Source organism: Mucilaginibacter sp. KACC 22773, assembly GCF_028736215.1.
Lineage (GTDB): Bacteria > Bacteroidota > Bacteroidia > Sphingobacteriales > Sphingobacteriaceae > Mucilaginibacter.
Genome location: NZ_CP117883.1, coordinates 2,538,533 through 2,563,094 on the forward strand (window position 1 = coordinate 2,538,533; position 24,562 = coordinate 2,563,094).

Annotated in this window: 26 protein-coding genes; 2 read left to right on the forward strand and 24 right to left on the reverse strand. The window is 42.3% G+C overall.

Going from position 1 to position 24,562, the window contains the following annotated elements:
• Positions 1–73: 73 nt before the first annotated feature.
• The 10 genes from PQ469_RS10825 to PQ469_RS10870 all read right to left on the reverse strand — a co-directional run bounded on the left by PQ469_RS10825 (position 74) and on the right by PQ469_RS10870 (position 8,701).
• A complete protein-coding gene (locus tag PQ469_RS10825) occupies positions 74–1,177 on the reverse strand; it encodes an exo-alpha-sialidase (protein ID WP_274212980.1) in 1,104 nt (367 codons plus the stop codon).
• A gap of 81 nt (positions 1,178–1,258) precedes the next feature.
• Positions 1,259–1,855 (reverse strand): hypothetical protein, encoded by a 597-nt coding sequence (locus PQ469_RS10830; protein WP_274212981.1) that lies wholly within the window; start codon positions 1,853–1,855, stop codon positions 1,259–1,261.
• Positions 1,852–2,421 (reverse strand): hypothetical protein, encoded by a 570-nt coding sequence (locus PQ469_RS10835; RefSeq protein ID WP_274212982.1) that lies wholly within the window; start codon positions 2,419–2,421, stop codon positions 1,852–1,854. The genes PQ469_RS10830 and PQ469_RS10835 overlap by 4 nt, the downstream gene beginning before the upstream one ends.
• On the reverse strand, positions 2,415–2,855 hold the full coding sequence (locus PQ469_RS10840) for a hypothetical protein (RefSeq protein ID WP_274212983.1): 441 nt from the start codon (positions 2,853–2,855) through the stop codon (positions 2,415–2,417). The genes PQ469_RS10835 and PQ469_RS10840 overlap by 7 nt, the downstream gene beginning before the upstream one ends.
• Before the next feature lie 307 nt (positions 2,856–3,162).
• Entirely contained in the window at positions 3,163–4,311 is a 1,149-nt protein-coding gene (locus PQ469_RS10845) for a DmpA family aminopeptidase (protein ID WP_274212984.1), read from the reverse strand.
• A gap of 152 nt (positions 4,312–4,463) precedes the next feature.
• Positions 4,464–5,633, reverse strand: coding sequence for a molecular chaperone DnaJ (gene dnaJ / locus PQ469_RS10850; RefSeq protein ID WP_274212985.1), 1,170 nt, complete (start codon positions 5,631–5,633; stop codon positions 4,464–4,466).
• Between the two features lie 202 nt (positions 5,634–5,835).
• Positions 5,836–6,447 (reverse strand): nucleotide exchange factor GrpE, encoded by a 612-nt coding sequence (locus tag PQ469_RS10855; RefSeq protein ID WP_274212986.1) that lies wholly within the window; start codon positions 6,445–6,447, stop codon positions 5,836–5,838.
• A 235-nt stretch (positions 6,448–6,682) separates the two neighbouring features.
• Complete coding sequence (locus tag PQ469_RS10860) at positions 6,683–7,363, reverse strand: cell division ATP-binding protein FtsE (protein ID WP_090647474.1); 681 nt, start codon at positions 7,361–7,363, stop codon at positions 6,683–6,685.
• 5 nt (positions 7,364–7,368) lie between these two features.
• Positions 7,369–7,578: a fructose-6-phosphate aldolase gene (locus tag PQ469_RS10865; RefSeq protein ID WP_274212987.1), complete on the reverse strand. Its 210-nt coding sequence runs from the start codon at positions 7,576–7,578 to the stop codon at positions 7,369–7,371.
• Positions 7,579–7,675: 97 nt separating this feature from the next.
• Entirely contained in the window at positions 7,676–8,701 is a 1,026-nt protein-coding gene (locus PQ469_RS10870) for an acyl-CoA reductase (protein WP_274212988.1), read from the reverse strand.
• A 101-nt stretch (positions 8,702–8,802) separates the two neighbouring features.
• Here PQ469_RS10870 and PQ469_RS10875 point away from each other — a divergent pair, with 101 nt between their 5' ends.
• Together PQ469_RS10875 and PQ469_RS10880 are read left to right on the forward strand one after the other, a co-directional pair.
• Entirely contained in the window at positions 8,803–9,156 is a 354-nt protein-coding gene (locus tag PQ469_RS10875; RefSeq protein ID WP_090647487.1) for a 4Fe-4S dicluster domain-containing protein, read from the forward strand.
• A 228-nt stretch (positions 9,157–9,384) separates the two neighbouring features.
• A complete protein-coding gene (locus PQ469_RS10880) occupies positions 9,385–10,146 on the forward strand; it encodes a C40 family peptidase (protein WP_274212989.1) in 762 nt (253 codons plus the stop codon).
• A 13-nt stretch (positions 10,147–10,159) separates the two neighbouring features.
• Here the strand turns inward: PQ469_RS10880 and PQ469_RS10885 are convergent, their stop codons facing one another.
• The 14 genes from PQ469_RS10885 to PQ469_RS10950 all read right to left on the reverse strand — a co-directional run bounded on the left by PQ469_RS10885 (position 10,160) and on the right by PQ469_RS10950 (position 24,426).
• Positions 10,160–11,062, reverse strand: a complete 903-nt coding sequence (locus tag PQ469_RS10885; RefSeq protein WP_274212990.1) for a WD40 repeat domain-containing protein — start codon at positions 11,060–11,062, stop codon at positions 10,160–10,162.
• Between the two features lie 124 nt (positions 11,063–11,186).
• Positions 11,187–12,077, reverse strand: coding sequence for a class A beta-lactamase (gene bla / locus PQ469_RS10890; RefSeq protein ID WP_274212991.1), 891 nt, complete (start codon positions 12,075–12,077; stop codon positions 11,187–11,189).
• Positions 12,078–12,169: 92 nt separating this feature from the next.
• Positions 12,170–12,757, reverse strand: coding sequence for a bifunctional phosphoribosyl-AMP cyclohydrolase/phosphoribosyl-ATP diphosphatase HisIE (hisIE, locus tag PQ469_RS10895; RefSeq protein WP_274212992.1), 588 nt, complete (start codon positions 12,755–12,757; stop codon positions 12,170–12,172).
• A gap of 357 nt (positions 12,758–13,114) precedes the next feature.
• The gene (hisF, locus tag PQ469_RS10900; protein ID WP_274212993.1) at positions 13,115–13,870 is read right to left on the reverse strand and encodes an imidazole glycerol phosphate synthase subunit HisF; all 756 of its coding nucleotides are present in this window, start codon (positions 13,868–13,870) and stop codon (positions 13,115–13,117) included.
• A 128-nt stretch (positions 13,871–13,998) separates the two neighbouring features.
• The gene (locus tag PQ469_RS10905; protein WP_090647506.1) at positions 13,999–14,748 is read right to left on the reverse strand and encodes a 1-(5-phosphoribosyl)-5-[(5-phosphoribosylamino)methylideneamino]imidazole-4-carboxamide isomerase; all 750 of its coding nucleotides are present in this window, start codon (positions 14,746–14,748) and stop codon (positions 13,999–14,001) included.
• Positions 14,749–14,753: 5 nt separating this feature from the next.
• Positions 14,754–15,344 (reverse strand): imidazole glycerol phosphate synthase subunit HisH, encoded by a 591-nt coding sequence (gene hisH / locus PQ469_RS10910; protein ID WP_090647509.1) that lies wholly within the window; start codon positions 15,342–15,344, stop codon positions 14,754–14,756.
• An 87-nt stretch (positions 15,345–15,431) separates the two neighbouring features.
• Positions 15,432–16,574 (reverse strand): bifunctional histidinol-phosphatase/imidazoleglycerol-phosphate dehydratase HisB, encoded by a 1,143-nt coding sequence (gene hisB, locus PQ469_RS10915; protein WP_090647512.1) that lies wholly within the window; start codon positions 16,572–16,574, stop codon positions 15,432–15,434.
• Entirely contained in the window at positions 16,567–17,862 is a 1,296-nt protein-coding gene (locus PQ469_RS10920; RefSeq protein ID WP_274212994.1) for a hypothetical protein, read from the reverse strand. Before PQ469_RS10920 ends, hisB begins: the two co-directional genes overlap by 8 nt.
• A gap of 4 nt (positions 17,863–17,866) precedes the next feature.
• Complete coding sequence (gene hisC, locus PQ469_RS10925; RefSeq protein ID WP_274212995.1) at positions 17,867–18,925, reverse strand: histidinol-phosphate transaminase; 1,059 nt, start codon at positions 18,923–18,925, stop codon at positions 17,867–17,869.
• A 1-nt stretch (position 18,926) separates the two neighbouring features.
• Complete coding sequence (locus tag PQ469_RS10930; protein WP_274212996.1) at positions 18,927–19,655, reverse strand: hypothetical protein; 729 nt, start codon at positions 19,653–19,655, stop codon at positions 18,927–18,929.
• Between the two features lies 1 nt (position 19,656).
• Positions 19,657–20,943, reverse strand: a complete 1,287-nt coding sequence (gene hisD / locus PQ469_RS10935; RefSeq protein ID WP_274212997.1) for a histidinol dehydrogenase — start codon at positions 20,941–20,943, stop codon at positions 19,657–19,659.
• Positions 20,944–21,032: 89 nt separating this feature from the next.
• Complete coding sequence (gene hisG / locus PQ469_RS10940) at positions 21,033–21,884, reverse strand: ATP phosphoribosyltransferase (protein ID WP_090647526.1); 852 nt, start codon at positions 21,882–21,884, stop codon at positions 21,033–21,035.
• A gap of 340 nt (positions 21,885–22,224) precedes the next feature.
• Positions 22,225–23,754 (reverse strand): hypothetical protein, encoded by a 1,530-nt coding sequence (locus PQ469_RS10945; protein WP_274212998.1) that lies wholly within the window; start codon positions 23,752–23,754, stop codon positions 22,225–22,227.
• Between the two features lie 180 nt (positions 23,755–23,934).
• The gene (locus tag PQ469_RS10950) at positions 23,935–24,426 is read right to left on the reverse strand and encodes a D-glycero-alpha-D-manno-heptose-1,7-bisphosphate 7-phosphatase (RefSeq protein ID WP_274212999.1); all 492 of its coding nucleotides are present in this window, start codon (positions 24,424–24,426) and stop codon (positions 23,935–23,937) included.
• Positions 24,427–24,562: the final 136 nt, after the last annotated feature.

Below are 24,562 nucleotides of genomic sequence, written 5' to 3' on the forward strand. Positions count from 1 at the left end.
CTATTTATAAAAATCGTGTACGCCCCCCGCATTCGTGAAATTCGATAGAATTCGTGAAATTAGTGTGCTGGGATTAGTGCGCTTCTAACTGCTTAAAATCGAACCGGAGTACCTCAATAGCTTCTTTCTGCCGCGATATAATTACATACATATAGCCATTGTAGATGATAGTATGCGGATATCCGTATTGGCCGCCTTTCCATAACCCTTCTTTTTTAAGGTGGTAAAGTTGGTTTGCGATGATGTAGTTTTTATCGAACGATTGGCCATCTTTTGATAATGATAACACCAACGGGTTCCGGTCGTAATGATGTAGTGTATCGGGAATGCCTACGTAATAAAAACGCGTATCGGGCAAGCGGCCGAAGTGAAATTTGCTGTCGTTGTCAGAAAAAGGGACCTCTGCCGGGCGCGACCATGAACTGCCGTTATCCTTACTTTCGGTAAGCCATAATTTACCCTTCCAGCCTTTGCCGGTTACCCGTAGCAGCATGTGCAGCACGTTATCATCCGTCTGGAAAAACGAACCTTCGCAAAGCGGGGGCAAGCCAAGCCTGGCTGCGGGAGCATAAAAGGCAGCGGAGTTATCCTGGGTGTATAATGAATCGGGGTAAAAACTGCTGAGTTTCCAACCGGAGATACCGCGGCGATCATCGGTGTAAGGAAACAAAAAGTTACCGCTGATGATAAGCCGGCCGCTTGTGGTAGCCTCGGGGCCATGATTAGGGATTAGCGGCACATGCATGTCGATAGGATTGCTCCAGTGGAGACCATCTTTGCTGGTTTTGCCCCAAAGACGGGTGTTTTGGCGTTGTTTGGTGTACTCGCCGTAATAGGCAACCAGAGTGCCTTTGTATTGGTATAAGCCGGCGGCCGTTAACACGTTAAGTGTATCATTAACCTTGCCCGGAGATGCCAGGGCAACAGGTGCCGACCAATGTACAAAATCCTTCGATATAGCGTAAACCACACGCTGGCCCGGCGAATCCTCGTCGATGAGGCCATTGCTCCATATCGCGATGAATTTATCTTTAAAGTGGATGATGGAGGGGTGATGATTATACAGCCATTCCTTATCCGGCGAGTAGATCATCGACCGCTGGATGTTTAACTTGGGAACTCCGGCTTCGGTTTTATAGGTGTTGTGGATGGTTTGGGCCTGGACGTTGCCTGGCATGAAATTTATCAACCAAATAATTATGGCGGCAAAATATTTAACACGCACAGTGTTAAAATCTGATTTTGATGGGATATTCATTTATTGTGTTCGAAATTCGGAGATTGACCGGTTAAGTTCATCCTGGGTTTTTAAATATTTGGTTATCCCTATCAATGCATAACATAACGAAGCAGGTATAAATAACAGGCTAAACATGGCAATTTGTATAAATATTTGACCAATAAGCGCCATCATAACACCAGATGTAATATAAAACAAGAGGTAGGTCAAATAAGCAAGCGGGAACAAACCGTAAGGCAACCTAAGCTCGTCGTTACGCAATCCGAAAAATTGAATAATTAAGACGATGCTCATGATCATCATAAAAATGGATAGGAAGAATAATAACATGGCCCCATTGGTGTTGGGCGTTGCAAGGTCAGACAGCATGGTTATTATAAAATTAAATATGATGAAAATTATCAAACTACTGATGCACGCTTTTTTTTCATGAAAATGTTTTAACACATAAACCAGGTATATAAGCTGCGTATCAAAAAGTAACTCCCTAAACAGTGTGAAATAAAACGGTGGCCGCTGTTGGTTTAGCGCAAATAGGAGTGCGCCAATGATTGTAATAAAGTAAACGGCATTAACGGCAATAATAAACCTGGTTGTTTTAACGCTTGCTTTCATATAATTTGCTCGTTTATGCCCTTGTCGATAGCCAGGTACCTTGCTATCTTAAACAGGATATAGAATGTCATCCCCGGGATTAATATTTCGGTAAGGCTAACAAATTTAAAGATCATCGACGAGTAAAAAATGCTTGCCGCCAGTTGTAATAAACTAATAAAAAGGAATATAAGACCGTAAGTGAGCATGGGATAGGCAAGCCACTTGTTCTGTATCCTGGCTGATTGGATAATAAAAATAATTACAACGACAATAGACAGCAAAAAAAGAAGATAGTACAAGGATACATTATTTGCCCTGAGTTTAACAACAACAAAGTACAAGGAAATAAAAACATCAACTCCGATGAAGATTTTGCACGTTGTGATAATAGATGCATCTTCCTTCAAATATTTTAATACCATAACCAGGTATATCAATGGTATTATATATACTACTTCATTTAAAACCAGGTGCCATTTAGTTAGCGGTATGTCATTAAATTTCAATATAATAGATATAACTACCGATAACGTGTAAAGTAAATTTACAGCCATCACGTAGTAGGTGCTTTTGGTTGTTACCATTGTTCTGTTTTATCTGAATTGTCTGATAAATAAATTTCACTCAAGCCGGCTTTTATCTGTATGTTTTGTTGGCTTTTAAGCCCCTGCAACACCTTTACAAAAATAAAAACGATGATAAATGTTGGCAAAATTTCCAACACCGTGGAGATATAACTCAGGGCATTAAAATTGATGGATAAGTTATCGGCTAAATACTCAAAAACAAAAGGCAGCCCAAATTGCGCAGCAAGTTTAAACACAAGTGATATACCCCAAAGTTTAAAAGGAATGCCCAATGTAGTATCGGTTATCCTAAAAATTTGGACAACCATATTTAGCATTACCAGAACGTTTATAACCGATAGCGGTATCAGTAACGCCATATTCTGAAACGATAGCGTGAATATTGCCGAAAATACAACGGTTATGCAAAGAAAAAGAAGTAGAGAGATCATGATAATCTTTTTTTCGCCCTTAAATTTTACAATGCAGATCAAATAAAAAATTGAAGAGGCATAAATCACATTTATTAACACCGAAATAACGGTAGACCACGGAGCTGGTAGGTTGAGAGGCATCGCCATGAAACGCAGTATGCTGATAGAAATAACATACGCAACCCCGGCAAGCAGCAGAGCCATGAAAAAGATTGTTTTTTTAATAGTTACTTTCATCGTGTTAAGGCAGCTTTAAAATAATTAAAAAAACGATACAAACAAAATACATATGCTTTGCTCATGAGCAAAAGTTGGTGCAGAACGGTTATTGCATTTTATGGCTATAACCATTTATCACCTGCATCAGTTTATCATGCGGTATAGCATAAACGGTGTTACCATTAATGCCTTTCATGTCTTTGGCGGCTATCATGGCATTTATAATGGCTTCCTCCACGCTTTCAACGGTAGCCTGGAAAACTTTATCCATTTGTTCTTTGGGCAATACGGTCCAGGTTTGCAGGGTGCCTTTAGCGTTATCTTTGGGTGGTACTGTGCTAAATGCCAGGAAAATATCGCCCGAGCTATTGCGACCCACGCCGCCGCAGCGGGCAACACCTAATGATGCGCGTTTGGCTACAAGTTTTAACTGTGCCGGTAATAAAGGGGCATCGGTGCCAATGATGATGATGATAGAGCCATCTTTGGGTTTGGAATTGATAACAGGCAAGTCGCCTTTCCATTCCCTACCAACAGGTACTCCGGATATAATCAAGTCTGTCCGCCTGCCAAAATTGCCCTGTACAAAGGCCCCAACCGTATAAGTAGCCGTATCGATACTAATCACCCTTGACGATGTACCGCTGCCGCCCTTAAACTGGAATAACGACATACCCGTGCCACCGCCAACGTTACCTTCTTCTACTTTGCCTCCATGGGCAGTATTCAGCGCCTCGAACACATCTTCTTTTTTTACGTGAAATCCGTTAATGTCATTTAATACACCATCGAAAGTTTCGGCAGCTACCGGCAGGCCAAAGGAGAAATCAACCAACGAGCCTTTGCTGAAGTTTTTAACATTCCACTCGCCAATAGCATCTCTTACCACACCAACGCTATTGGTATTGGTAATACCGATGGGGCCGTAGTTAAGGCCATATTCGTCAATTACGGTAGTGCCGGTCATTTCACCGTCGCCATTAAGACTAAACCATCCAGCCGGCAGCGGATCGATAGATTTGCCGTTTGGCATAATAACGGTAACACCAGTACGCACCGGGCCTTTGCCGGTAACCAAGGGGCCTTCGCCGCTTATTAATGTCTTGTAGCCCACCAAAACGCCTTTAACATCGGTAATGGCATTGTACTGGCCGGTAGTGCCGTTAAATTTGATACCCAGATCGCGGGCGCGTTGCTGGGCGGCAGCGGCAGCAATGGTTGATATAAAAAATACGGTTAGAGCAAGGGATCTCATTTTGATGTTTGTTAAGCAGGAACCAAAATTCTAATATACCCATCAAAAAATGATAGCGGAAATCATCTGTAACAAAAAAGCCCGAAGTCATAAAACTCCGGGCTCTCAAAATCTTTCGGACTTTCCGTCTTTACTGACTTTCCGACTATCAACTACTCAAAATATTCCTTCATCCGCTCAAAAAAGCTTTTTTCATTTTTGCCCGGATTGGGTTTAAAGTTAGGAGATGATTGTAATTTTTCCAGTATTTCGCGCTCTTCGCGGCTTACAATTTTTGGTGTCCAGATGTTGATGTGCACCAGTTGGTCGCCACGATGGTATGAGTTTACTTCGGGTACGCCTTTGCCTTTCAGTCGCAATATTTTGCCGCCCTGGGTTCCGGGGTCAATTTTTATTTTGGCTTTACCGTCGATGGTAGGTACTTCAACAGTGGTGCCCAATGTTGCATCAACAAAGTTTACATGCAAATCGTAGATCACGTTGTTACCATCGCGTTTTAAAGTTTCGTGCGGAATCTCCTCGATCAAAATGATCAGATCGCCTGGTACACCACCGCGTGGGGCCGCGTTACCTTTGCCGCTCATGCTTAACTGCATGCCTTCGCTCACGCCAGCAGGTACGTTGATGGTAATCAACTCTTCGCCACGCACTACGCCATCACCATGACAAACATTACATTTTGACAGTATGGTTGAGCCTTCGCCGTTACAGGTAGGGCAGGTGCTGGTTGTTTGCATCTGGCCCAAAATAGTATTGGTTACCCTGCGCACCGCGCCCGAGCCGCCACATGTTTTACAGGTTTGAAACGATGCTTTATCTTTTGCGCCGCTGCCATCGCAGGTTTTGCAGACTATTTGTTTATTAACCTTTATTTTCTTTTCGGCGCCGTTGGCAATTTCTTCAAGTGTTAAACGTACTTTAATACGCAGGTTGCTGCCACGGGCTACACGCCTGCCACCGGCACCGCCACCCTGGCGGCCACCGCCACCAAAGAAACCTTCAAACGGACTGCCGCCACCAAATATATCGCCAAACTGGCTGAATATGTCGTTCATATCCATGCCTCCGCCGCCATAACCGCCGCCATTTGGCGATGAAGCATTGGCTGCATGACCAAACTGGTCATACCGCTGGCGTTTCTCGGGGCTGCTTAAAACTTCATAAGCTTCAGCGGCTTCCTTAAATTTTTCTTCCGCCTCTTTGTCACCCTGGTTTTTATCCGGGTGATATTTAATAGCCATTTTACGATATGCCTTCTTTATCTCATCAGCATCTGATCCTTTTGAAACGCCCAGTATATCGTAATAATCTCTTTTAGCCATGTATTTAATTATTGAATTATTGATTTATTGAATTATTGAGTTTTTATAAGTGAATTATTGATTTATTGAATTAGAGGTTGAAAGACTTTTTATCGCTTTCGATTTGTTGATTTAATTACCATGGTAGATAACCAAGTGATATTTCTAAACCTCTCTGATTTTTAAATTCAATAATTCACTAATTCAGTCCCTCAATAATTAACTACGCTCCTACAATTACTTTGGCAAAACGGATCACCCTGTCTTTTAGGGTGTAGCCTTTTTCCATTTCGTCGATAACCTTGCCTTTAAGGTCATCGGTAGGGGCGGGTATATTAGTAATTGCTTCCTGTAGGTCGGCATCAAACGGAGCACCTATTGATTCCATTTCTTTTAAACCTTTTTGGGCAAGTATGTTTTTTAATTTGTTTTGTATCAGGGTTACGCCTTCTTTAACCGGGGCCACGTCAACAGCTTTTTCCATAGAGCGTTGTGCACGCTCAAAATCGTCTAAAACGGGTAACAGGGCAATAATTAAATCCTTGCCTTCAGTTTCCCGGGCTTCGGCGCGTTCTTTTTGGGTGCGCCTGCGGAAGTTGTCAAATTCGGCATACAAACGTAAATATTTATCATTAGCCTGCGCCAGTTCGGTCTTTAATTTATCTTCTGCAGTAGGGCCGGGTATTTCCTCGGTTTCAACAGCCTCAACAGTTTCTGCCTGCTGTTCTTTTAGTTGTTGTTCTTCGGCTAAATTTTCCCGTGTAGGCTCATTAATATTTTCAGGGGTATCCATATTTTCTTTCTTCTTTTTCTTCAACATGTCGTTAAATTTCATAGCTGATAGTGCCAATCAAGTATCCTGCCATAGCCATAAAGCCGACAAGGTGTCAGTGGTGTGTTTTATAACAGGCAGGAGTGGCGCAATATGCGCAAGGCTGACAGGATTATTTGTCTGATTCTTTTTGTCTGAACGGGGAGATTGTCTTAACCGGAATTAAACGAATTTCTTGAATTTATAGAATTTTAAAATTCTGGTCATTGTTTAATTCGTTTAATTCCGGTTCAGATAACTATATCACCGCATCCTCCAAAACCTTACCATTCTCGCACTTAATAATGCGCGATGGGAAAGTGCGGATGATATGATAATCGTGGGTGGCAATTAACACTGCGGTACCCGATTGGCTGATCTGTTTTAGGAGCAATACAATCTCTTCAGAAGTTTCGGGGTCAAGGTTACCGGTTGGTTCGTCAGCCAATATAATTTCGGGGTTGTTAAGTAGGGCGCGGGCAATTACCACACGTTGCTGCTCGCCGCCGGATAACTCATGCGGCATTTTTTTAAGTTTAGAACGCAGGCCAACTTTTTCCAGTACGTCAAGGGTACGTTCGGCTATCAACTTTTTGTCTTTCCAGCCGGTGGCGCGCATAACAAAAAGCAGGTTTTGCTCTATGGAGCGATCTGTCAATAATTGAAAATCCTGGAAAACTATACCCAGCTTGCGGCGTAAATAGGGCACATCCCGGCCCGATAGCTTGCTTAACTCGTACCCGCAGGCATGCCCGGTACCAGCTTTTATGCCCAGGTCGCCGTAAATAACTTTAAGCAGGCTGCTTTTGCCCGATCCGGTAGAGCCTATAAGCCATACAAAATCACCTTTATCAACATGCAGGTTTACGTTTGACAGTACCAGGTGTGCCTGCTGAAAAATATCAACACCATTTAGCTTTATAATAGAGTTCCCAATCATCTTTTTTATAGCTCTAATTTCAGGATCTGCCCAAAAGGTAAATCCTTAATAATATTCATAATATACTCCGCCTTATCCGCCAGCCCCACCTTATCCAACGATTTATCGGGCCTATCTACCCTGAAATAAGCCAGCAACGTAAACTTATCATCCCGCAGCTGTACATAATCGGGTATTTTGGCAACGCCTTTAACTTTTATAATGTGGTAGTTCATGGTTCATTGTTCATGGTTCATAGTATTTTTGCCTTCAAGCTCCGGCTATGATCTATGAACTATCAACTATATGCTTTTCCCCAAAGGTATTGTTATTTTAAAGATTTGACAAAAATTCCATTGTATCAATCCCATCGGCATAATCCCATAATGCGGGGTGCTGGCTTTGGCCGAAGCTTACCACCTGGCTGGCTACATTAATGGTGGCATTGGTAACAATACACTGAATATTGTCGCTTTGTTTTTGTAATAGTTCCTGCGCCTGGGCAAGATCGTCGTAATAGCTAAAATACAGCACGGCCAGTGGCGATGCCAGTCTGTCATCCTCCTTTACCATCAAAAAACCGTTATCAAGATGTTTGTCGCTGTTTACCAGGTAGATGGATTTATTGTAATCGTAATTATTGTTGTACTTATGGTGATGGATGATAGCCTTATGATCTTCAATCGATTCAAAAAAGAAATTGAAATTATAATCCTTCGGCACCAGCAACTTACTCACATTGCGGCAACCCAAGCCATAATAATCAAAAATATCATGGCCAAGGTTAAACAGTTGTTCTGCCGTTTCATCGCCGGTTAGCAGGGCAATACTATTCCTGTTTTTACGGATGATGTTAGGCACTTTTCCAAAGTAGTAATCAAAGTAGCGCGAGCTATTATTGCTTCCGGTGGCTATAACGGCGTTAAAATCGGCTAAGCGCTCTACAAAACTAAACTGGCTGTCGAAGCTGACGTCAATAGCCACTAATCGTTCTAAAACAGTTTTTATCAGCCGGGCGTCTTGTGACGATGCTTTGATTAGTGCGTGATTGCCGGATGCCAGCACGCACAGCACATCATGAAAACCAACCAGCGGGATATTTCCTGCCAAAATAAGGCCCACTTTTTTGCCCGGGGCGTCATTTTCAAGATTGTATTTTGCGAGCCAGGTTTTCAAATCGTCCTCGTTAAGCATTTTACCTATGGCGGTTACGGCTTGCAAAACGCTTTCGGGCGTAAACCAGGCGTTATGGTAGCGTTCGTCTTCAATGATGGTCATTAATTGCGCATCGGGGGCAATTAACTGCTTTCCTAAGGTCGAAAATGAGTTTATGGAATTTTTTATGTTAAATTTTGACATATATATGGTGAGGATTTAAACCCCTAAAGCCTTTTTTTGTTATATTTGTGCGCTTGTAAATTACGGGCAAAGTTAATTGAGATTATTATATATTTAGAAATATGGCGATTAAAATCACCGATGAATGCATAAACTGCGGAGCCTGCGAGCCGGAGTGCCCCAATAATGCAATTTATGATGCTGGTGCGGCATGGCGCTTTAGCGACGGTACCGGCCTTAAAGGAATTATTGATTTTGGAGATGGCAATACTTTAAATGCCGAGGAAACTCAGGCTGCCCTGTCCGACGAGATATATTATATAGTGCCTGATAAGTGTACCGAGTGTGTTGGTTTTCATGACGAACCACAATGTGCTGCTGTATGCCCGGTTGATTGCTGCGTAGATGATGAAGATATCCGCGAAACACAGGAAGAATTGTTAGCCAAAAAAGATTGGCTGCATATGAATGAATAATTTTATAAAAAAAATATTTTGAAAAGGGATTAGCTTGCTGATCCCTTTTTTTTGCTTGTTTTTTAAATAAAATTATTTCGCGTTTAATAATTTAATAAATTAGCCTTGTAAATTTTAGCTTTAATCTCCTCCACAGCTAAAATATATCTTGAAAACCAATTAAAACGGTGTAATTATTGATCGCTTATTGCATCTTAGTTACATTAATTTTTGCATTTAATCTGATCTATGGAATATGGTATTTGTAACCTTGCTGTAATCCCGCTTCGCGCTTTGCCTGATGACAGGAGCGAACAGGTATCGCAGGTGTTATTTGGCGAAACTTTTGAAATTAAGGAGTGGGCCGAACGCTGGGTTAAAATTGTTACAACAACTGATAATTATACGGGCTGGATAGGCAGGCTGCAATTTGCCATGTTCGGGCATGTAGCCTATAAAAGCCAACAAAATATGCCTCCGCCTTTAACTTACCGGGCGGTTACCCAGGCCTGGAAAATTATTGATAACTCAATACTTTATTTGCCTGCAGGCAGCTCACTTGCCGGTTTAAAAGGAACAACCTGCAAAATAGGGAATGATAAATTCGAGATCATTGGCGAAATAGGCGAAAGGGAAGATATAGCAACAACGGCAAAATCATTTTTGAATGCACCCTATTTGTGGGGTGGCCGCACCCACTTTGGCATTGATTGCTCTGGTTTTACACAGGTAGTATTTAACCTTAATAAAATAAAAATAAAACGCGATGCAAGTCAACAAGCCCTGGAGGGCGAAAAAGTTGACAGTTTAAACAACGCCCGTCTGGGCGATCTGGCTTTTTTTAATAATACCGAAGGACGTGTAACCCATGTGGGTATTTTATTAAACGGCGGACAAATAATTCATGCTTCAGGAAAGGTGAAAATAGACCCTATTGATAACGACGGCATTTATTCGGAAGAGTTAAAGCGTCACACACACAATTTGCATAGCATCCGGAGGTTTTTTTAAGCAGGAGCGTACGTTAAAATTTTATATCCCAAATAAAAATATTTTTATCATCACTTACTGATAATAGCTGATCTCCATTCCATGCCAGTTTATTTATTGACAGCGGATGGCTTGAGTATCCTTTTTCGCGGCTGATGATCTTGTACAGTTTAAAATCATCGGCTCCCCAAATTTTAATGCTTTTATCCATGCTGGCCGTAGCGAAGTAAGGCTGGGAGGGGTGGAAGAGGATATGGTTAACAGCAAACAAATGCGCAGGGATGTTTTTTATCAGTTGGTAAGTTGCCGTATCCCAAATTTTCACCTGTGCATCACGGCCGCCGGACACCAGGTAACTGCCATCGGTGCTGTAAGCCAATGCAAAAACCGACATGGTATGCCCATGCAGTGCTTTCACCAAGGTGTAATCCTCCAAATCGTAAATTTTAATCGCATTATCCCTGCACCCAAAAGCAACCTGCTTTTCGTCAGGCGAAACGGCTATACAACGAACCGTATCGGCCGAAACTTTAATGCTATGCACCAAATCCAATGTATCAAGGCCCCACACCGACACTGTACCGTCCTCAGAGGCTATCAGTAGCTCTTTTTTACCACTGACAGACTTGATATCAAACACCGGCTTAAGGTGATGATTGAGCGACTTGATGATCTTTTGCTGGATGAAATCGAAAACCAGCACCTGGCCGCTGCGCAAGCCTGCAAACATTAATGGATAACCCGCCGGGCAATGAATGGCATAAATAGATGCGTTAACCGGGAACATTACTTTAATAAAGGCATTTGTTTTCAGGCTCCACTCCACCAATCCTTTATCATTGCCGCCGGTAAATAGTATTCCCGGTTTTTGTGATAGCTCCAAAGTGAAAATGGGGTTGCCATGCCCGGTAAGTTCGGCTATTTTTTCTGCAATCATTATGTTAGTATCAAGTAGCAAGTATCAAGTAGCAAGATTTTTGATTTGCAGTTGATATTGGGCTGTAAGCAAAAGTAAGATTTTTGACGGAGATGAGTTGTTTTGATATTAGCCTTGACGCAATCTATTTTATGGCTTCGTCATAGGCGGCCTTTGCTATGCGGGCAATAACCAATTCGCGGGCCTTCAAATCAACGGGCGAATTGGTAACCAAAATGGCAATAGCCAGGTGGTTGCCATTAGGCAGCGCTATTATGCCGGTATCGTTGGTAGCTGCCGAAATCCCCTTTTCGTTGGTGCCCGAGCGGCCGGTTTTATGGTATACTATTGTGCCAACAGGCAACAAGCCTTTAATCTGGTTGGGGCCGGTTGAGGTTTCCTGCATGATTTTCCATAAATAGGTGTGGCTGGCCGCCGAAAGGAAATTAGGCTTAAATGCTACGTTCAATAAATGCGTAAGCTCGGAGGCCATCACCCAATCGGTAAACTGTACGTCCCAGGCCTGCGCCATTTGATATTCGGAGGCTTTTATCGAGAAGTTTTTGATCCCGATATGGTGAATATAGGCCTCTACCGCATCCGTTCCGCCTAAAACTTTTAAAAGCTTGTCGCAGGCAACATTGTCACTTAACGATACCATATAGCTAAGCAACTCCCTTATCGAAACATCCACATTTGCCGCCGGATATTTATCCTGCAAGGGGCTGTATGTTTTAAATAAATCGCTTTTATCCAGGCGAACCAGCTGATCTAATGTGAATTTCCCTTCGTCAATCTCGTGCAAAACGGTAATGGCAATCGGGAACTTCATCACACTCTGCATTGGCTGGCGCAGGTAGCCGTTATATGTTAACGTATCACCCGTTTCAAGGTTTAATACCGAAACCCCAACAGTACCTTTTGCATCCTTCGCAATTTCGGCAATCTTCTCCCTAAGCCTATCTTGTTGCGCATTGGCATTACCAATAAAAAAGAAACAAAACAGCAAAATATAAAAAACAACAAACCTCACCATAAGTTTCCCTAATGACTAATGACTAATGACTAATGACTAATGACTAATGACTAATGACTAATGACTAATGACTAATGACTAATGACTAATGACTATTTATGCCTGTTTTCCAGGTTTTTAGCTATCGTTTCCAACGTCAGTCCCTTTTCGCGAAGCAAAACCAACAAGTGAAAAACCAGATCGGACGATTCATTAATCAAGTCAGTTTCCGTTTCGGCCAAAGCGGCTATAACGGTTTCAACGCCTTCTTCACCAACCTTTTGAGCTATTTTGTTGAGTCCCTTATTCCGCAGCTTGTTTACGTACGATCCTTCTACCGGATTTTCGTATCTATCGGCAATAATATTTTCCAACTCCAAAATAAAGTTTTGATTATAGCCGGTGTTAAAACAACTGCGCGAGCCGGTATGGCAGGTAGGGCCATCAGCTTTAACTTTAATCAGCAAAGTATCATTATCGCAATCAATGCTGATGTTTTTTACATGCAAAAAATTACTGCTGGTTTCGCCCTTGGTCCACAAGCGGTCTTTTGAGCGGGAGAAAAATGTAACTATATTTTCCTGTACGGTTTTATCATAAGCCTCCTGGTTCATGTAGCCCAGCATCAGCACCTCTAAGGTTTGCTCGTCCTGTATAATAACCGGTACTAAACCGTCTGTTTTGTTGAAATCTATATTCATTGTATCTGTTGTTCTGGTTCCTGCTCCAGGGTGCCAGGTTCGTGTTATATTCAATCAAATTCCCCTCTTGAGAGGGGGCGTGTGAGTCCTGAGCGCTGGCAGGGGTGTGCTTTACACCATGCATCTACGTCTCTCCCGCTGGCCTGTGTCCTCACAGGCAGCTACCTCACGTGTGAGTGTAAGGGCGTTACCTTTGGCCCGGGCTTTACGCTCATACCGCACAGGCCTTAATCACGGGCCGGTATCCGCTGCAATCCCTAACGCGGGTAGAAGAGTTATTGCCGGTTGCCAGGTTCGTGGTTCGGGTAAAACGCTTGTTTTAAAACTAACAACGCCCGAGCCTCGAACCTCGCCACCCTATATCCTCACCTCTATATTATTGCTCTTCAATACCGCTTTCAAATCCGGAATCAATATCTCGCCATAGTGAAATACCGACGCTGCTAAAGCTGCATCAATATTTGTTTTTTCAAATACGTCAACAAAGTGCTGTACCGAACCTGCCCCGCCCGAGGCTATTACAGGGATGTGTACCGCATCGTTCACAATTTTTAATAGCTTGTTATCAAAACCAGCTTTTGTACCATCATGATCCATTGATGTAAGCAAAATTTCGCCTGCACCACGGCTTTCGGCTTCCATGATCCACTCTAACGTTTCGCGTTCAGTAGGTAATCTGCCGCCATTCAGGTGTACAATATTTTTGCCGGCAATGCTGCGGGTATCTACCGCAATTACAACAAACTGAACGCCAAATGCTTTGGCCAACTCATCAATTAAAGCCGGATTACGTACCGCTGCCGAGTTGATCGAGATCTTATCTGCACCGGCGTTTAAAAGTGCATCGGCATCGGCAATTTCGTTAATACCGCCACCAATGGTGAATGGGATATTTATTTGCCTGGCCACAGCCTTTACCAGGTCCACCATGGTTTTGCGGCGCTCAACTGTTGCGGTAATATCCAGGAATACCAGTTCGTCAGCACCCTGCCTCGAGTAGTTCCAGGCCAGCTCAACCGGGTCGCCCGCGTCGCGCAGGTCAACAAAGTTTACGCCTTTTACGGTGCGACCGTCTTTAACGTCTAAACAAGGGATAATTCTTTTCGAAAGCATAAGCTTTTTAGATATGTCATTGCGAGGAACGAAGCAATCGCGAACTTTGCTTATTCGCTTTGCATGCCACGAGATTGCCACGCTATCGCTCGCAATGACAAATGTTTTATTTTATATTGAGGGGTGAACTATATTGATATAAGGGCCTCTAAATTCCAGTTTTTTACATCTTCGATAGTTACCCTGTTCTCATAGATCGCTTTACCTACAACTACCGATTCTACCTTCAAACGGCTCAGTTTCTCTACGTCATCCATCGAGCTTACACCTCCGGATGCTATCAGTTTAATGAAAGGCGAATGGTCGAGCAGTTTTTCATAAAGCTCAATACCCGCGCCGCCCAGTTTGCCATCTTTGTTGATATCGGTACATAAAAAACGGAAAAAGCCTAAAGCAAGGCATTTATCAACATAATCCATTAATTTAATTGGCGAGCTTTCCATCCAGCCTGAGTATTTGATCACTTCGTCCAACACATCTATTGCGATAACCACCTGGTCGGAACACTTGTCGCGGCCGCAAATCTCTTTACCTAATTGGGGCAAAAATTCGGGGTTGGTTAAGGCCTGTGTGCCTACAATAACACGGTGAACGCCCGAGTCAATCAACTCTTTTACTTTTTCGATGCTGCGGATACCGCCACCGTATTGCACCTTCATGTCGGTTTTACGGATCACATCAAACAGGTATTGCTGGTTGCTGAAATCGTTTTTAGCGCCGTTCAGGTCAATAATATGGATAAAGTTGGTGCCATTGCTTTGGTAGCGCTCAATCATTTCTTCGAGCGTTACATCATATTCTGTTACCTGTTGGTAATCACCCTCACGTAGCCTAACTACTTTTTTATTCAGAATATCGATAGCGGGAATTATGTACATGTCTTTTATATTTTTGAAAAGTTTGTTAAAAGTGTTTCGCCGTACACTCCCGATTTTTCGGGGTGAAATTGTACGCCATAAAAATTATCCCGCCAAATTGATGCCGAAAATTCATTGTTATAATTGGCCGATAGTAAAGTGTACGCTTTATCATACTCAATAAAGTATGAATGTACAAAGTAAAAATGTGATCCTGACGGTATATTTTCAAATAATGGGTTTTCCTTTTCGGGATAAACCTGGTTCCAGCCGGTATGCGGTACCTTGTATAAATTGCTGTCCTTAAACCTTAAAGTTTTAATAGGGAACAGGCCAAGCAGGGTAGAGTCACCTTCTTCGGAGTAGGAGGTGAGTAACTGCATCCCCACACAAATGCCCAAAGTGGGCTTTTTTAGGGCTTTAATCGTGGGAACTAATCCTGTCGACTCCAATTTGCTCATGGCTGCGCCCGCATGTCCAACACCAGGGATGATATATCGGTCGTACTTATCAAAATCTTCTTCGCTATTGATCATGCCGTAAGGTATGCTCAACCGCTCCAACGCCGCTGTAAGCGAAAAAATATTACCGGCGCCGTATCTTATTATACCAATCATTTAGTTTGCAGTTATTAGTTTGCATTGAGCTGCAGTTTTAATTGACAATGCTTTTTCACTGCCTACTGAAAACTGCCTGCTGCCAACTTAAAGTAATCCTTTGGTCGATGGTAAAACCATCTTATTTACATCACGTTTAACGGCCATTTTTATTGCCTTCGCAAAGGCTTTAAATATAGCTTCTATTTTATGATGTTCGTTCTGTCCTTCGGCTTTTATATTCAAATTGCATTTTGCCGCGTCGCTAAATGATTTGAAGAAATGGTAAAACATTTCGGTGGGCACATCTCCAACTTTTTCGCGTTTAAATTCGGCATCCCAAACTATCCAGTTACGGCCGCCAAAATCAATAGCTGCCTGCGCCAGGCAATCGTCCATAGGCAGGCAAAAACCATAGCGTTCAATACCCATTTTGTTGCCTAAAGCAGTGGCGAAAATCTCGCCTAAAGCGATGCCCGTATCTTCAACAGTGTGGTGTTCATCAATATGCAGATCGCCTTTGGCAATCACTTCCAGGTCGATGCTGCCATGGCGGGCAATCTGATCCAGCATGTGGTCAAAAAAATGCAGGCCGGTTGATACTTTGGCTTCGCCGGTACCATCCAGGTTTATTTTGATGTAGATATCAGTTTCTTTGGTGCTGCGGCGGTGCTCAACCACGCGTTCTCCCAGTTTCAGAAATTCGTAGATTTTTTGCCAGTCGGTAGTTTCCAATGCGATGGTATCGCCAATATGATCTGCTTCGGTAAATTCGCCACCACCTAAGTTAGATTGGTTATTTAACCAGATTGCTTTGGCACCCAGGTTTTTAGCAAGCAGCACATCGTTTTTCCTATCGCCGATGGTGAAAGAATTTTTAAGGTCGTATTTCTCTGTGTTAAGGTATTGCGTAAGCAAGGCAGTTCCCGGTTTACGGGTAGGGGCTTTGTCGGCCGCAAAGGTGCGGTCGATAATTTGGTTGGCAAACTTTACGCCCTCGCTTTCAAATGTTTTGAGGATAAAGTTATGCACCGGCCAAAAAGTATCTTCGGGATAAACGGCGGTACCTAAACCATCCTGGTTGGTAACCATTACCAGTTCAAAATCAAGTTCTTTGGCTATTTTGGGCAGGTAAGTTAACGCCCCGGGGTAAAAAGTAAGTTTTTCGAACGAATCGATTTGCTCGTCCGGCGTTTCGTTAATCATGGTACCATCACGATCAACAAAGAGTATTTTTTTTGATTTATCCATTTAAGATATCTTTTATGTTGAATTCCATACTTCGGAGTTTATTTTTTAAATAAACATCGGCCGTAATTGAATTGCTGGATTTAACTTTAATTTGGCTGCCACTTAGCGTGATCTTCTGCAGCCAAAGGTATATTTGGGAGTTTTCTGCTTTGCCTATTTGTACCTTTCCCGATTTGCCCGAGGTTTTATCTAATACCGTAAAATAAATAGGGCTCTCTTCTTCCATGCTACGGGAAAAATAGCTGACTATTAATTTGTATCGTTTATTTTCAATCACTTCATATACTAATTCCGTATCCAGGCCCTTTTGTTTTATCTCTTGTATAGTACTTTCAATGATCTCGCTGTCAAGTTTATCGATGTGAGCAATATCCCTTAAGCCATTTACAATAACATCGAATACAGTCAGTTCTTTTTCAGCGTCACTTTGCTGTAAGTACCTATCATAGTCTATCACTGAAAGGCCATTTATATACCAATGATCAAGAGTAAATGATCGCTCCAGGCATACATCCATCGTGTTGCAAACCTGGATATATAAATGGTGATACACAGGGCATAACAAATTTTTACTTCTTAAAATGTTCAAAAAGATCTCGCAATACTGATATGCATATGGGTAAAGAGCTTTTGCTCCCAAATCGAAATCATATACCCTGAAATCCCTAATCCTTTTGTCTTTAACCTTATTTGATCTCGATCTTTCCTCTCTTAAATCAATTGCGTGCTTTAAGGTATCCGCTTTGGATTTTGCTGCAAGTTTAATATTTTCTGATTCAAGAAAATCAGTGCTGATTTGACTTTTTAATAAGAGTAATACATTTTTAAATGTCTCAAAATCAAAAAGGTCGTCTTTTTTTAGCTTTGATTTAACAATTGATCCCGCTTCAAGATATTTGTCAATCAACACGTGTGCTAAATCAATTTCAGATAGGTTTTTATATTGGTTGTCAACCTCAAACTGATGTTCATATTTTTTTTGATCGGCCTTATCTAAATGCTCGGAAAACTCAAACGCTTTTAAACTAACATCGATCTTTTTATAACGTCTGTTTAAAAAGGAAGATGGAAGAGTTTCGAACACTTTTTTAAAATCATTCTCAATTCCAACAACACCAGGCAAAACATATAGTGGGGAATAAAAGAATGTTAACCAAAATTCATTGAACGAAGATGCGAACCCAGAACTATCCAATCTGTTTTGGATGATCGCAACAAGATATTCGAGGTTTCCTTTTAATCCTCCTCCATATCGTCCAGCTGTACTTGGCATTAAATAAATCTTCATTCAATTAAAGTAACGAGGGGCCAAAATTCTGTAGGGTGTCCAATAATATGGTGTTTTCTTCGGGGGTGCCCACGGTAATGCGTAAGCTGCCCTCGCACAAATCAATTTTTGAGCGGTTGCGTACGATGATGCCTTTACCCACTAAAAATTTATAAATACCGTTGGCATCAGTAGTTTTCACCAAAATGAAGTTGGCATCTGATGGATAAATATCTACCACAAAATCAAATTCCTTTAAAGCGAGTACCAGCCTGTCGCGTTGTAAAAGGGTTTCTTTTATCCAGCCATTTACCTGGTCAACGTTTGCCAGGGCTTCTAATGCCAGTTGCTGCGATGACTCGTTAACGTTGTAAGGTGGTTTAACTTTATTCATCACCTCGATAATCTCTTCGCTGGCAAAGGCCATCCCAACACGAAGGCCAGCCAGGCCCCATGCTTTGGATAAGGTTTGCATCACCACTAAATTGGCATATTCGGTAAGTTCCTGAATAAAAGTTTTTTGACGGCTGAAATTGATGTAGGCTTCATCAACCACTACAATACCATTAAAGTTTGCCAGCAATGTTTCAACATCCGCGCGGTTAATGGAATTGCCCGTTGGGTTATTTGGCGAACATATAAATATCAGTTTGGTATGCTCGTCGATAGCTTCGGCAATGCCTTCTAAGTTCAGCTGATAATCTTCGGTCAGCAAAACCTTGCGGGCCTCCACATCATTGATGTTGGCCGATACCTCGTACATACCATACGTAGGGGGCACCAGGATCACGTTATCAACACCTGGGTTGCAAAAGCTGCGGAAAAGGATATCGATAGCTTCATCGCTGCCGTTTCCTATAAATATGTTACGCGCAGGTACGCCCTTGATCTCGCTTAAACGCATTTTAATGGCGTATTGCATAGGATCAGGGTAGCGGTTAAATTGCTTTGCTAATGGTGAACCGTAGGCATTTTCATTGGCATCTAAAAAAACACTGGCTTCGCCCTGGTACTCATCACGTGCCGATGAATAGGGGACAAGCCGCTTAATATTTTCTCTTAGTATATTATTGATGTTGTACATTCTAATTATAAGACTTTAAATCTTTGTCGAACTTTTTTAATTTGTCATTTCCATCATCAAAGTAGATGGTGTCTTTTTGATCGTAGGGAGCCGCAAAATAACCAGCATCATCGGTTTCTATAAAGTCGTCCTTAATGTATTGACTTACAGTTTGTTTTGTTGCGGGGTCATATGCAGCTGCCGAAATTTGGTTGTTGCCGTCTTTGCCTATTTTTTTGATTTGCCAAAAATAGATTTTGCCATTAATTACTGATGGTGAAGAAAAATAATCATCTAAACCTGTTGTTAGGCCTGATAGATGTTGCTTGTTTCCGTTCCCTGTAATAACGTAATGGCCTAATGAACCGCTAAGTTGTTTCTTGAAGCCACTTTTACTTGAAGCATTTGCCTCAAGTGGCCCGGTACCGGTTACTGTTAAATATAAATAATGGTCGTCGTCAATTTTTTGAATACCATAGTCCTTGTCAATAGTATCAACAAGTTTGCCATTTTTGGTTATAACGGCATAGGTGGCTTCCATAACAGTCAAGTCTAAAAAGCCAGTATCTACTACCGTGTAATGCCCGTTGAGTTGGTAAGGCTTAAATACCGGATTTTCGGTTGCTTTTTTTTCAGCACTCATGTCTGTAACAGTTTCTTTTTTTACAAGAGTATCTGCTGATTCTGTTTTTGAATCAGAATGACATGCGGTAATCAAAATAATCAATGATAAGCAGGCTAAAGGCTTCATTTTAACTGTTACTTCTTATTGATACCGCATTCCTGTGCGCATGCAATCCTTCCATCTCGGCCAAAATTTCAACAGTGTGGCCAATATTTTGAATTCCCTCGCGGGTGATATGCTGAAACGTGATTTTTTTTACAAAAGAATCTACTGATACGCCCGAGTAAGCCCTTGCGTAACTGCTGGTTGGCAAAGTATGGTTGGTACCCGATGCATAATCTCCGGCGCTCTCTGGCGTTAAATTGCCCAGGAAAACCGAGCCCGCATTAATGATACTTCCGGTTATCTGCTCCCAGCTGTGTGTTGCCAATATTAAGTGTTCAGGCGCATACCGGTTACTGAAATCCATGGCTTCGGCCAGGCTGGATGTTACTACAATGTAGGAGTTATCCAACGCTAAACCGGCAATTTCGGCCCTTGGTAATACGGGTAATTGTTTTTCTATTTCTGCCAAAGTCGCTTCCGCAATGGTAGCCGATGTGCAAACCAACACCGATTGACTGTCAATACCATGTTCGGCCTGCGCCAATAAATCGGCAGCTATATAAGCCGGTACAGCCGTGTCATCTGCAATAACCAATACTTCTGATGGACCTGCCGGCATATCAATGGCCGTAGTAGTAGTTGACTGAATAAGCGTTTTAGCTTTGGTTACAAACTGGTTGCCGGGGCCAAATATCTTATCAACCTTAGCAATGCTTTCTGTACCGTAAGCCATTGCTGCTATGGCCTGTGAGCCTCCAACTAAATAAATTTTATCGATGCCTAACAATAACGCCACATAGGCTATAAATGCATTTACCTTGCCGCTTTTTTGCGGAGGCGAGCAAACAACAATTTCATGGCAGCCTGCAATGCGCGCCGGGATGCCCAGCATTAAAAATGTGCTTGGCAAAACAGCAGATCCGCCGGGGATATATAAACCAACTTTTTCAATCGGCCTTAACTCGCGCCAGCATGTAACGCCGGGCATGGTTTCTACCTTATCCTCGGTTTTTAGCTGTGTTTGGTGGAATTTGTAAATATTGCTGTAAGCGGTTTCCAGGGCATTTTTTTGCTCTGGCGTAATAGCTTCAGCCAGTTCCTCCAACTCGGCCTTATCCAAAAAAAGCTTAGTTAGCGCTACCTTATCAAACTTTTGGGCATAGTCAATCAGGGCGCTGTCGCCGTGCTGCTGCACGTTGGCAATCACTTCCTCCACAACAGCACGAATCTCATTTGCCGGGTCAACATTACGCTGAACCAGTTTCTGGATATCTTTTGCAGTAAGTTCTGAATACTTAAATAGTTTCATAGAGCCCCCTAACCCCCTAAAGGGGGAATTTAAAAGGTTAATATTTATGTTGCAGCCACTTTCGCTCCCCCTTTAGGGGGCTGGGGGGCTTAAAGAATTATCTTCTCAATCGGCATTACTACAATGCCTTGCGCGCCGGCTTGTTTTAGCTGGCTTATCCTGTCCCAAAAATCGCGCTCCGGGATAACGGTGTGTACTGCAACCCAATCAGCTTCGGCCAATGGCACTACCGACGGGCTTTTAACCCCCGGCAATAAAGCAATCACTGTATCAAGGTTATCTTTATGAACGTTAAGTACCACGTACTTAGTCTCTTTGGCGCGCAAAACCGATTGGATGCGTTGTATCAATTCCTGAACAAGGTCATTGCTTTCAGTGGCTTTACTGCTAATCAGGATGGCTTCTGATGACATTACATCGGCAAATGCTTTTAAACCATTGCTTTTTAGCGTACCGCCGGTTGATACCAAATCGCAAATAGCATCAGACAAGCCCAGGCCGGGAGAGATTTCAACCGAGCCCGAAATGGTACGGATATCTGATTCGATACCCTGGGCTTTCAGGAATTTGCCCAATATCACAGGGTAGGTAGTAGCTATAGCTTTACCATTTAAATCGGCAAGGGTAGCAATATCATTATTGTTTGGTACCGCTATTTTAAGCGAGCATTTGCCAAAGCCAAGACGCTGCAGATAGCTTACTTCAACTTCGGTTTCTTCTATCACATTTTCGCCTACTATACCCAGGTCGGCAATGCCATCCTGAACATATTCGGGGATATCATCATCGCGCAGAAAAAGGATCTCTAAAGGGAAATTGGAAACAGGCGAGATTAGTGAACTTTTGTAGTTTTCGAAGTTTAAGCCGCAATTTTTTAATAATTCGACAGATTTTTCGTTGAGACGACCAGATTTCTGGATCGCTATTTTAAGTGTTTTCAAAAGAATTGAATTTATGAACTATAATAAAAAAGAGTACAAACGGAGGTTGTTATTTCGCGTAGAAACATACATATTAGCTGATCACCACATGGTGGTGATGCAGATGAAGATGATGTAATGCGATACCGTTCATTTTTTTATAGTATACGGGTAAGTCTGGCGCAAATATAGACAGATGTTTTTTAAATCAAAATTAAAAGTGAATTTGTGTCAGAACCGGAATTAAACGAATTAATGGAATTTATTGAATTTGAAAAGTGGCTTTTCGAGGATAACTTATTAACTACAACTGGAAAACGACCGAATTGGTTTTGAAATTCTGTTAATTCGACAAATTCGTTTAATTCCGGTTCTGACTTTCATCATACTCATAAATTGCACCCTCGTCCCCAAAATCCTTAATCAGCCTCAGCTGTTTTACCTTTTGGATATCCTTTATGTTGATCAGTTCCGGGTTTTCAAGGCTTTTAAACCAGATAAGGTAATAGTGCTTAAAAGTATAAAATTTGGCTATATCCTTTTTAAAAAACCGATGAGGCACCAGGTAGGATGACATGCCCGAGAAAAAGTAAACCGCCTCATGCGCATCGGTATAAATGGTAACTTTCGGGTCGAACTGGCTTTTATCGATGGTTTTAAGATAAGCCGCAAATGGCGAATCCATCCAACTTTCGTCAGTATATCCCGGGTTGCCGTATTCGTCCCTTACCTGGTCGTCGTAGCGGTTTTTATCAATAAAAAACTCTTTGGTTACAAAACCCAGCATCAGGACGATCATAATAGCGCCCACTATTTTGCGGGTATTATCATTAACTATTTTTTTAAGCAGCAGCAGTCCCCAGCTGGTATAACCCCAAAGCGCGGGGATGTATATAGGTGCCAGCAGGCGATGGTTAATACGCTCGTACCGCGAAAAGGTTGAAGAGACCACTATAAATAAGCCATACACCAAAGCAAAAGTTATGGCAAGGTTTTCAAAACTATCCAGGTGCCTGCGGTAATAATTGTAAGCCAGGGCAGCTATAAAACCACCGAATATTAAAATAGCCAACGGCACAGATAACCAGTATTGGTTAGGCGTAAGCCCCATCCAGTCGCAAACCACGTTGCCAAAGTAATACAGGTTTTTGCCAAATGAGGTTATTGAAGGCTCCCGCGGCCCGGTAGTAGTGCCCGACATAAAAGCATTAAAAACCAAATTACTTACCAATAGCGAAATGCAAACACACCCGTATATAATAATATGTATGATCTTCTTTTTAAGCGGCAAAACCCTGTCCAGCAATAAAAGTAAGCCGCCGGTGCCAACAATGGTAACTGCGGCATAACGGGTAACGCAGCTTATTGCGGCAATTAATGCCGCTACTATCAAAGCTTTAACCGTATGCTTCAGCAAATACTGTCTGAAAGCAACCAGGAAAAACAAGGTTTCTACTATAAATAATGTTTCGGACCACAGGTAGGAGTATACCTGCAATAACGCCGGACTTAATATAATGGCTACCAGCATCAGCCACTTGTAAACGCGGTTTGCGGGCACAAAACGCTGCATGATCCAACCGGCGGTATAAATGAGCGTGGCAAACATCAAACCATTCAATACCGCGCCAAAAACAACAGGATCTATGCGGGTAATAAACATAATGCTCCCTAAAAATATGGGGTAAAATACCGGGAAATCAACAATAGGGATATGGTTAAATGTTTGCAACGTGCCATTAGTGTTCAAGCTCCGGGCAGCGCTGGTGTACATAATAGAGTCTGGCGATATACCAATACCGCTATAACTGCAAAACATTTGTATTGCAACAAAGCCAAGTACCGCGGCAATAAATGTGTCGTAGTTTTTTAAATAGCGGCTTAGCTGCATAGGACTTTTTTACTGTTAAATTTAGTTGTAAAAGTTGTAAGCGGGTAAAATGTTTTAAAAAATGATTTTTTGCAAGTCAAATATGTCATTGCGAGGCACGAAGCAATCGCGAACTATGCATTTTTGTTTTGCACGCGTGCGATTGCTTTGTGCCTCGCAATGGCATATTTATAATGTGCCCTACGCAATCAAATCCAACACGGTGCTAATCGGCTGATCGCTGTCAATCAAAATGCCTTTAACACCAGCCAGGGTGCCTGCTTCCACATCGCGCTCGCGGTCGCCTATAAAATAGGATAGGGCAGGGTCAATATTATATTTGGCAATGCCTTGTAGTAACAATCCTGGTTTTGGCTTGCGGCAATCGCAATCGCCGGTAAAATTAGGATGGTGCGGGCAGTAAAAAAAGTCGGTTATCACCACGCCATGCTCAGCGTATACTGTTTTTAAATGGCTGTGCATTTTTGCCAGCTCCTCTTCGGTATACCAGCCTTTAGCCAGGCCGCCCTGGTTGGTGGCTACCAGTAGCATGTAGCCCCTATCCTGCAAAGTTTTAAGGGCATCAAAATTATCAAGTACATGAAAATCCTCAAAACGGCGAACATAATCGCCCATTTCCTGGTTCAATACTCCATCGCGATCTAAAAAAACGGCTTTAACTTTTGCAGACATCTAATTTTAATTTTTGGCGAAGTTAGTAATTTTCGAAGAGTCCATAGATCATGGTCGATAGTCCATGGGTTAATACAGTTAAATTGATAGATTTGGGTTCCATGGTCCATGGACTATTGACCATGGTCTGCTAATC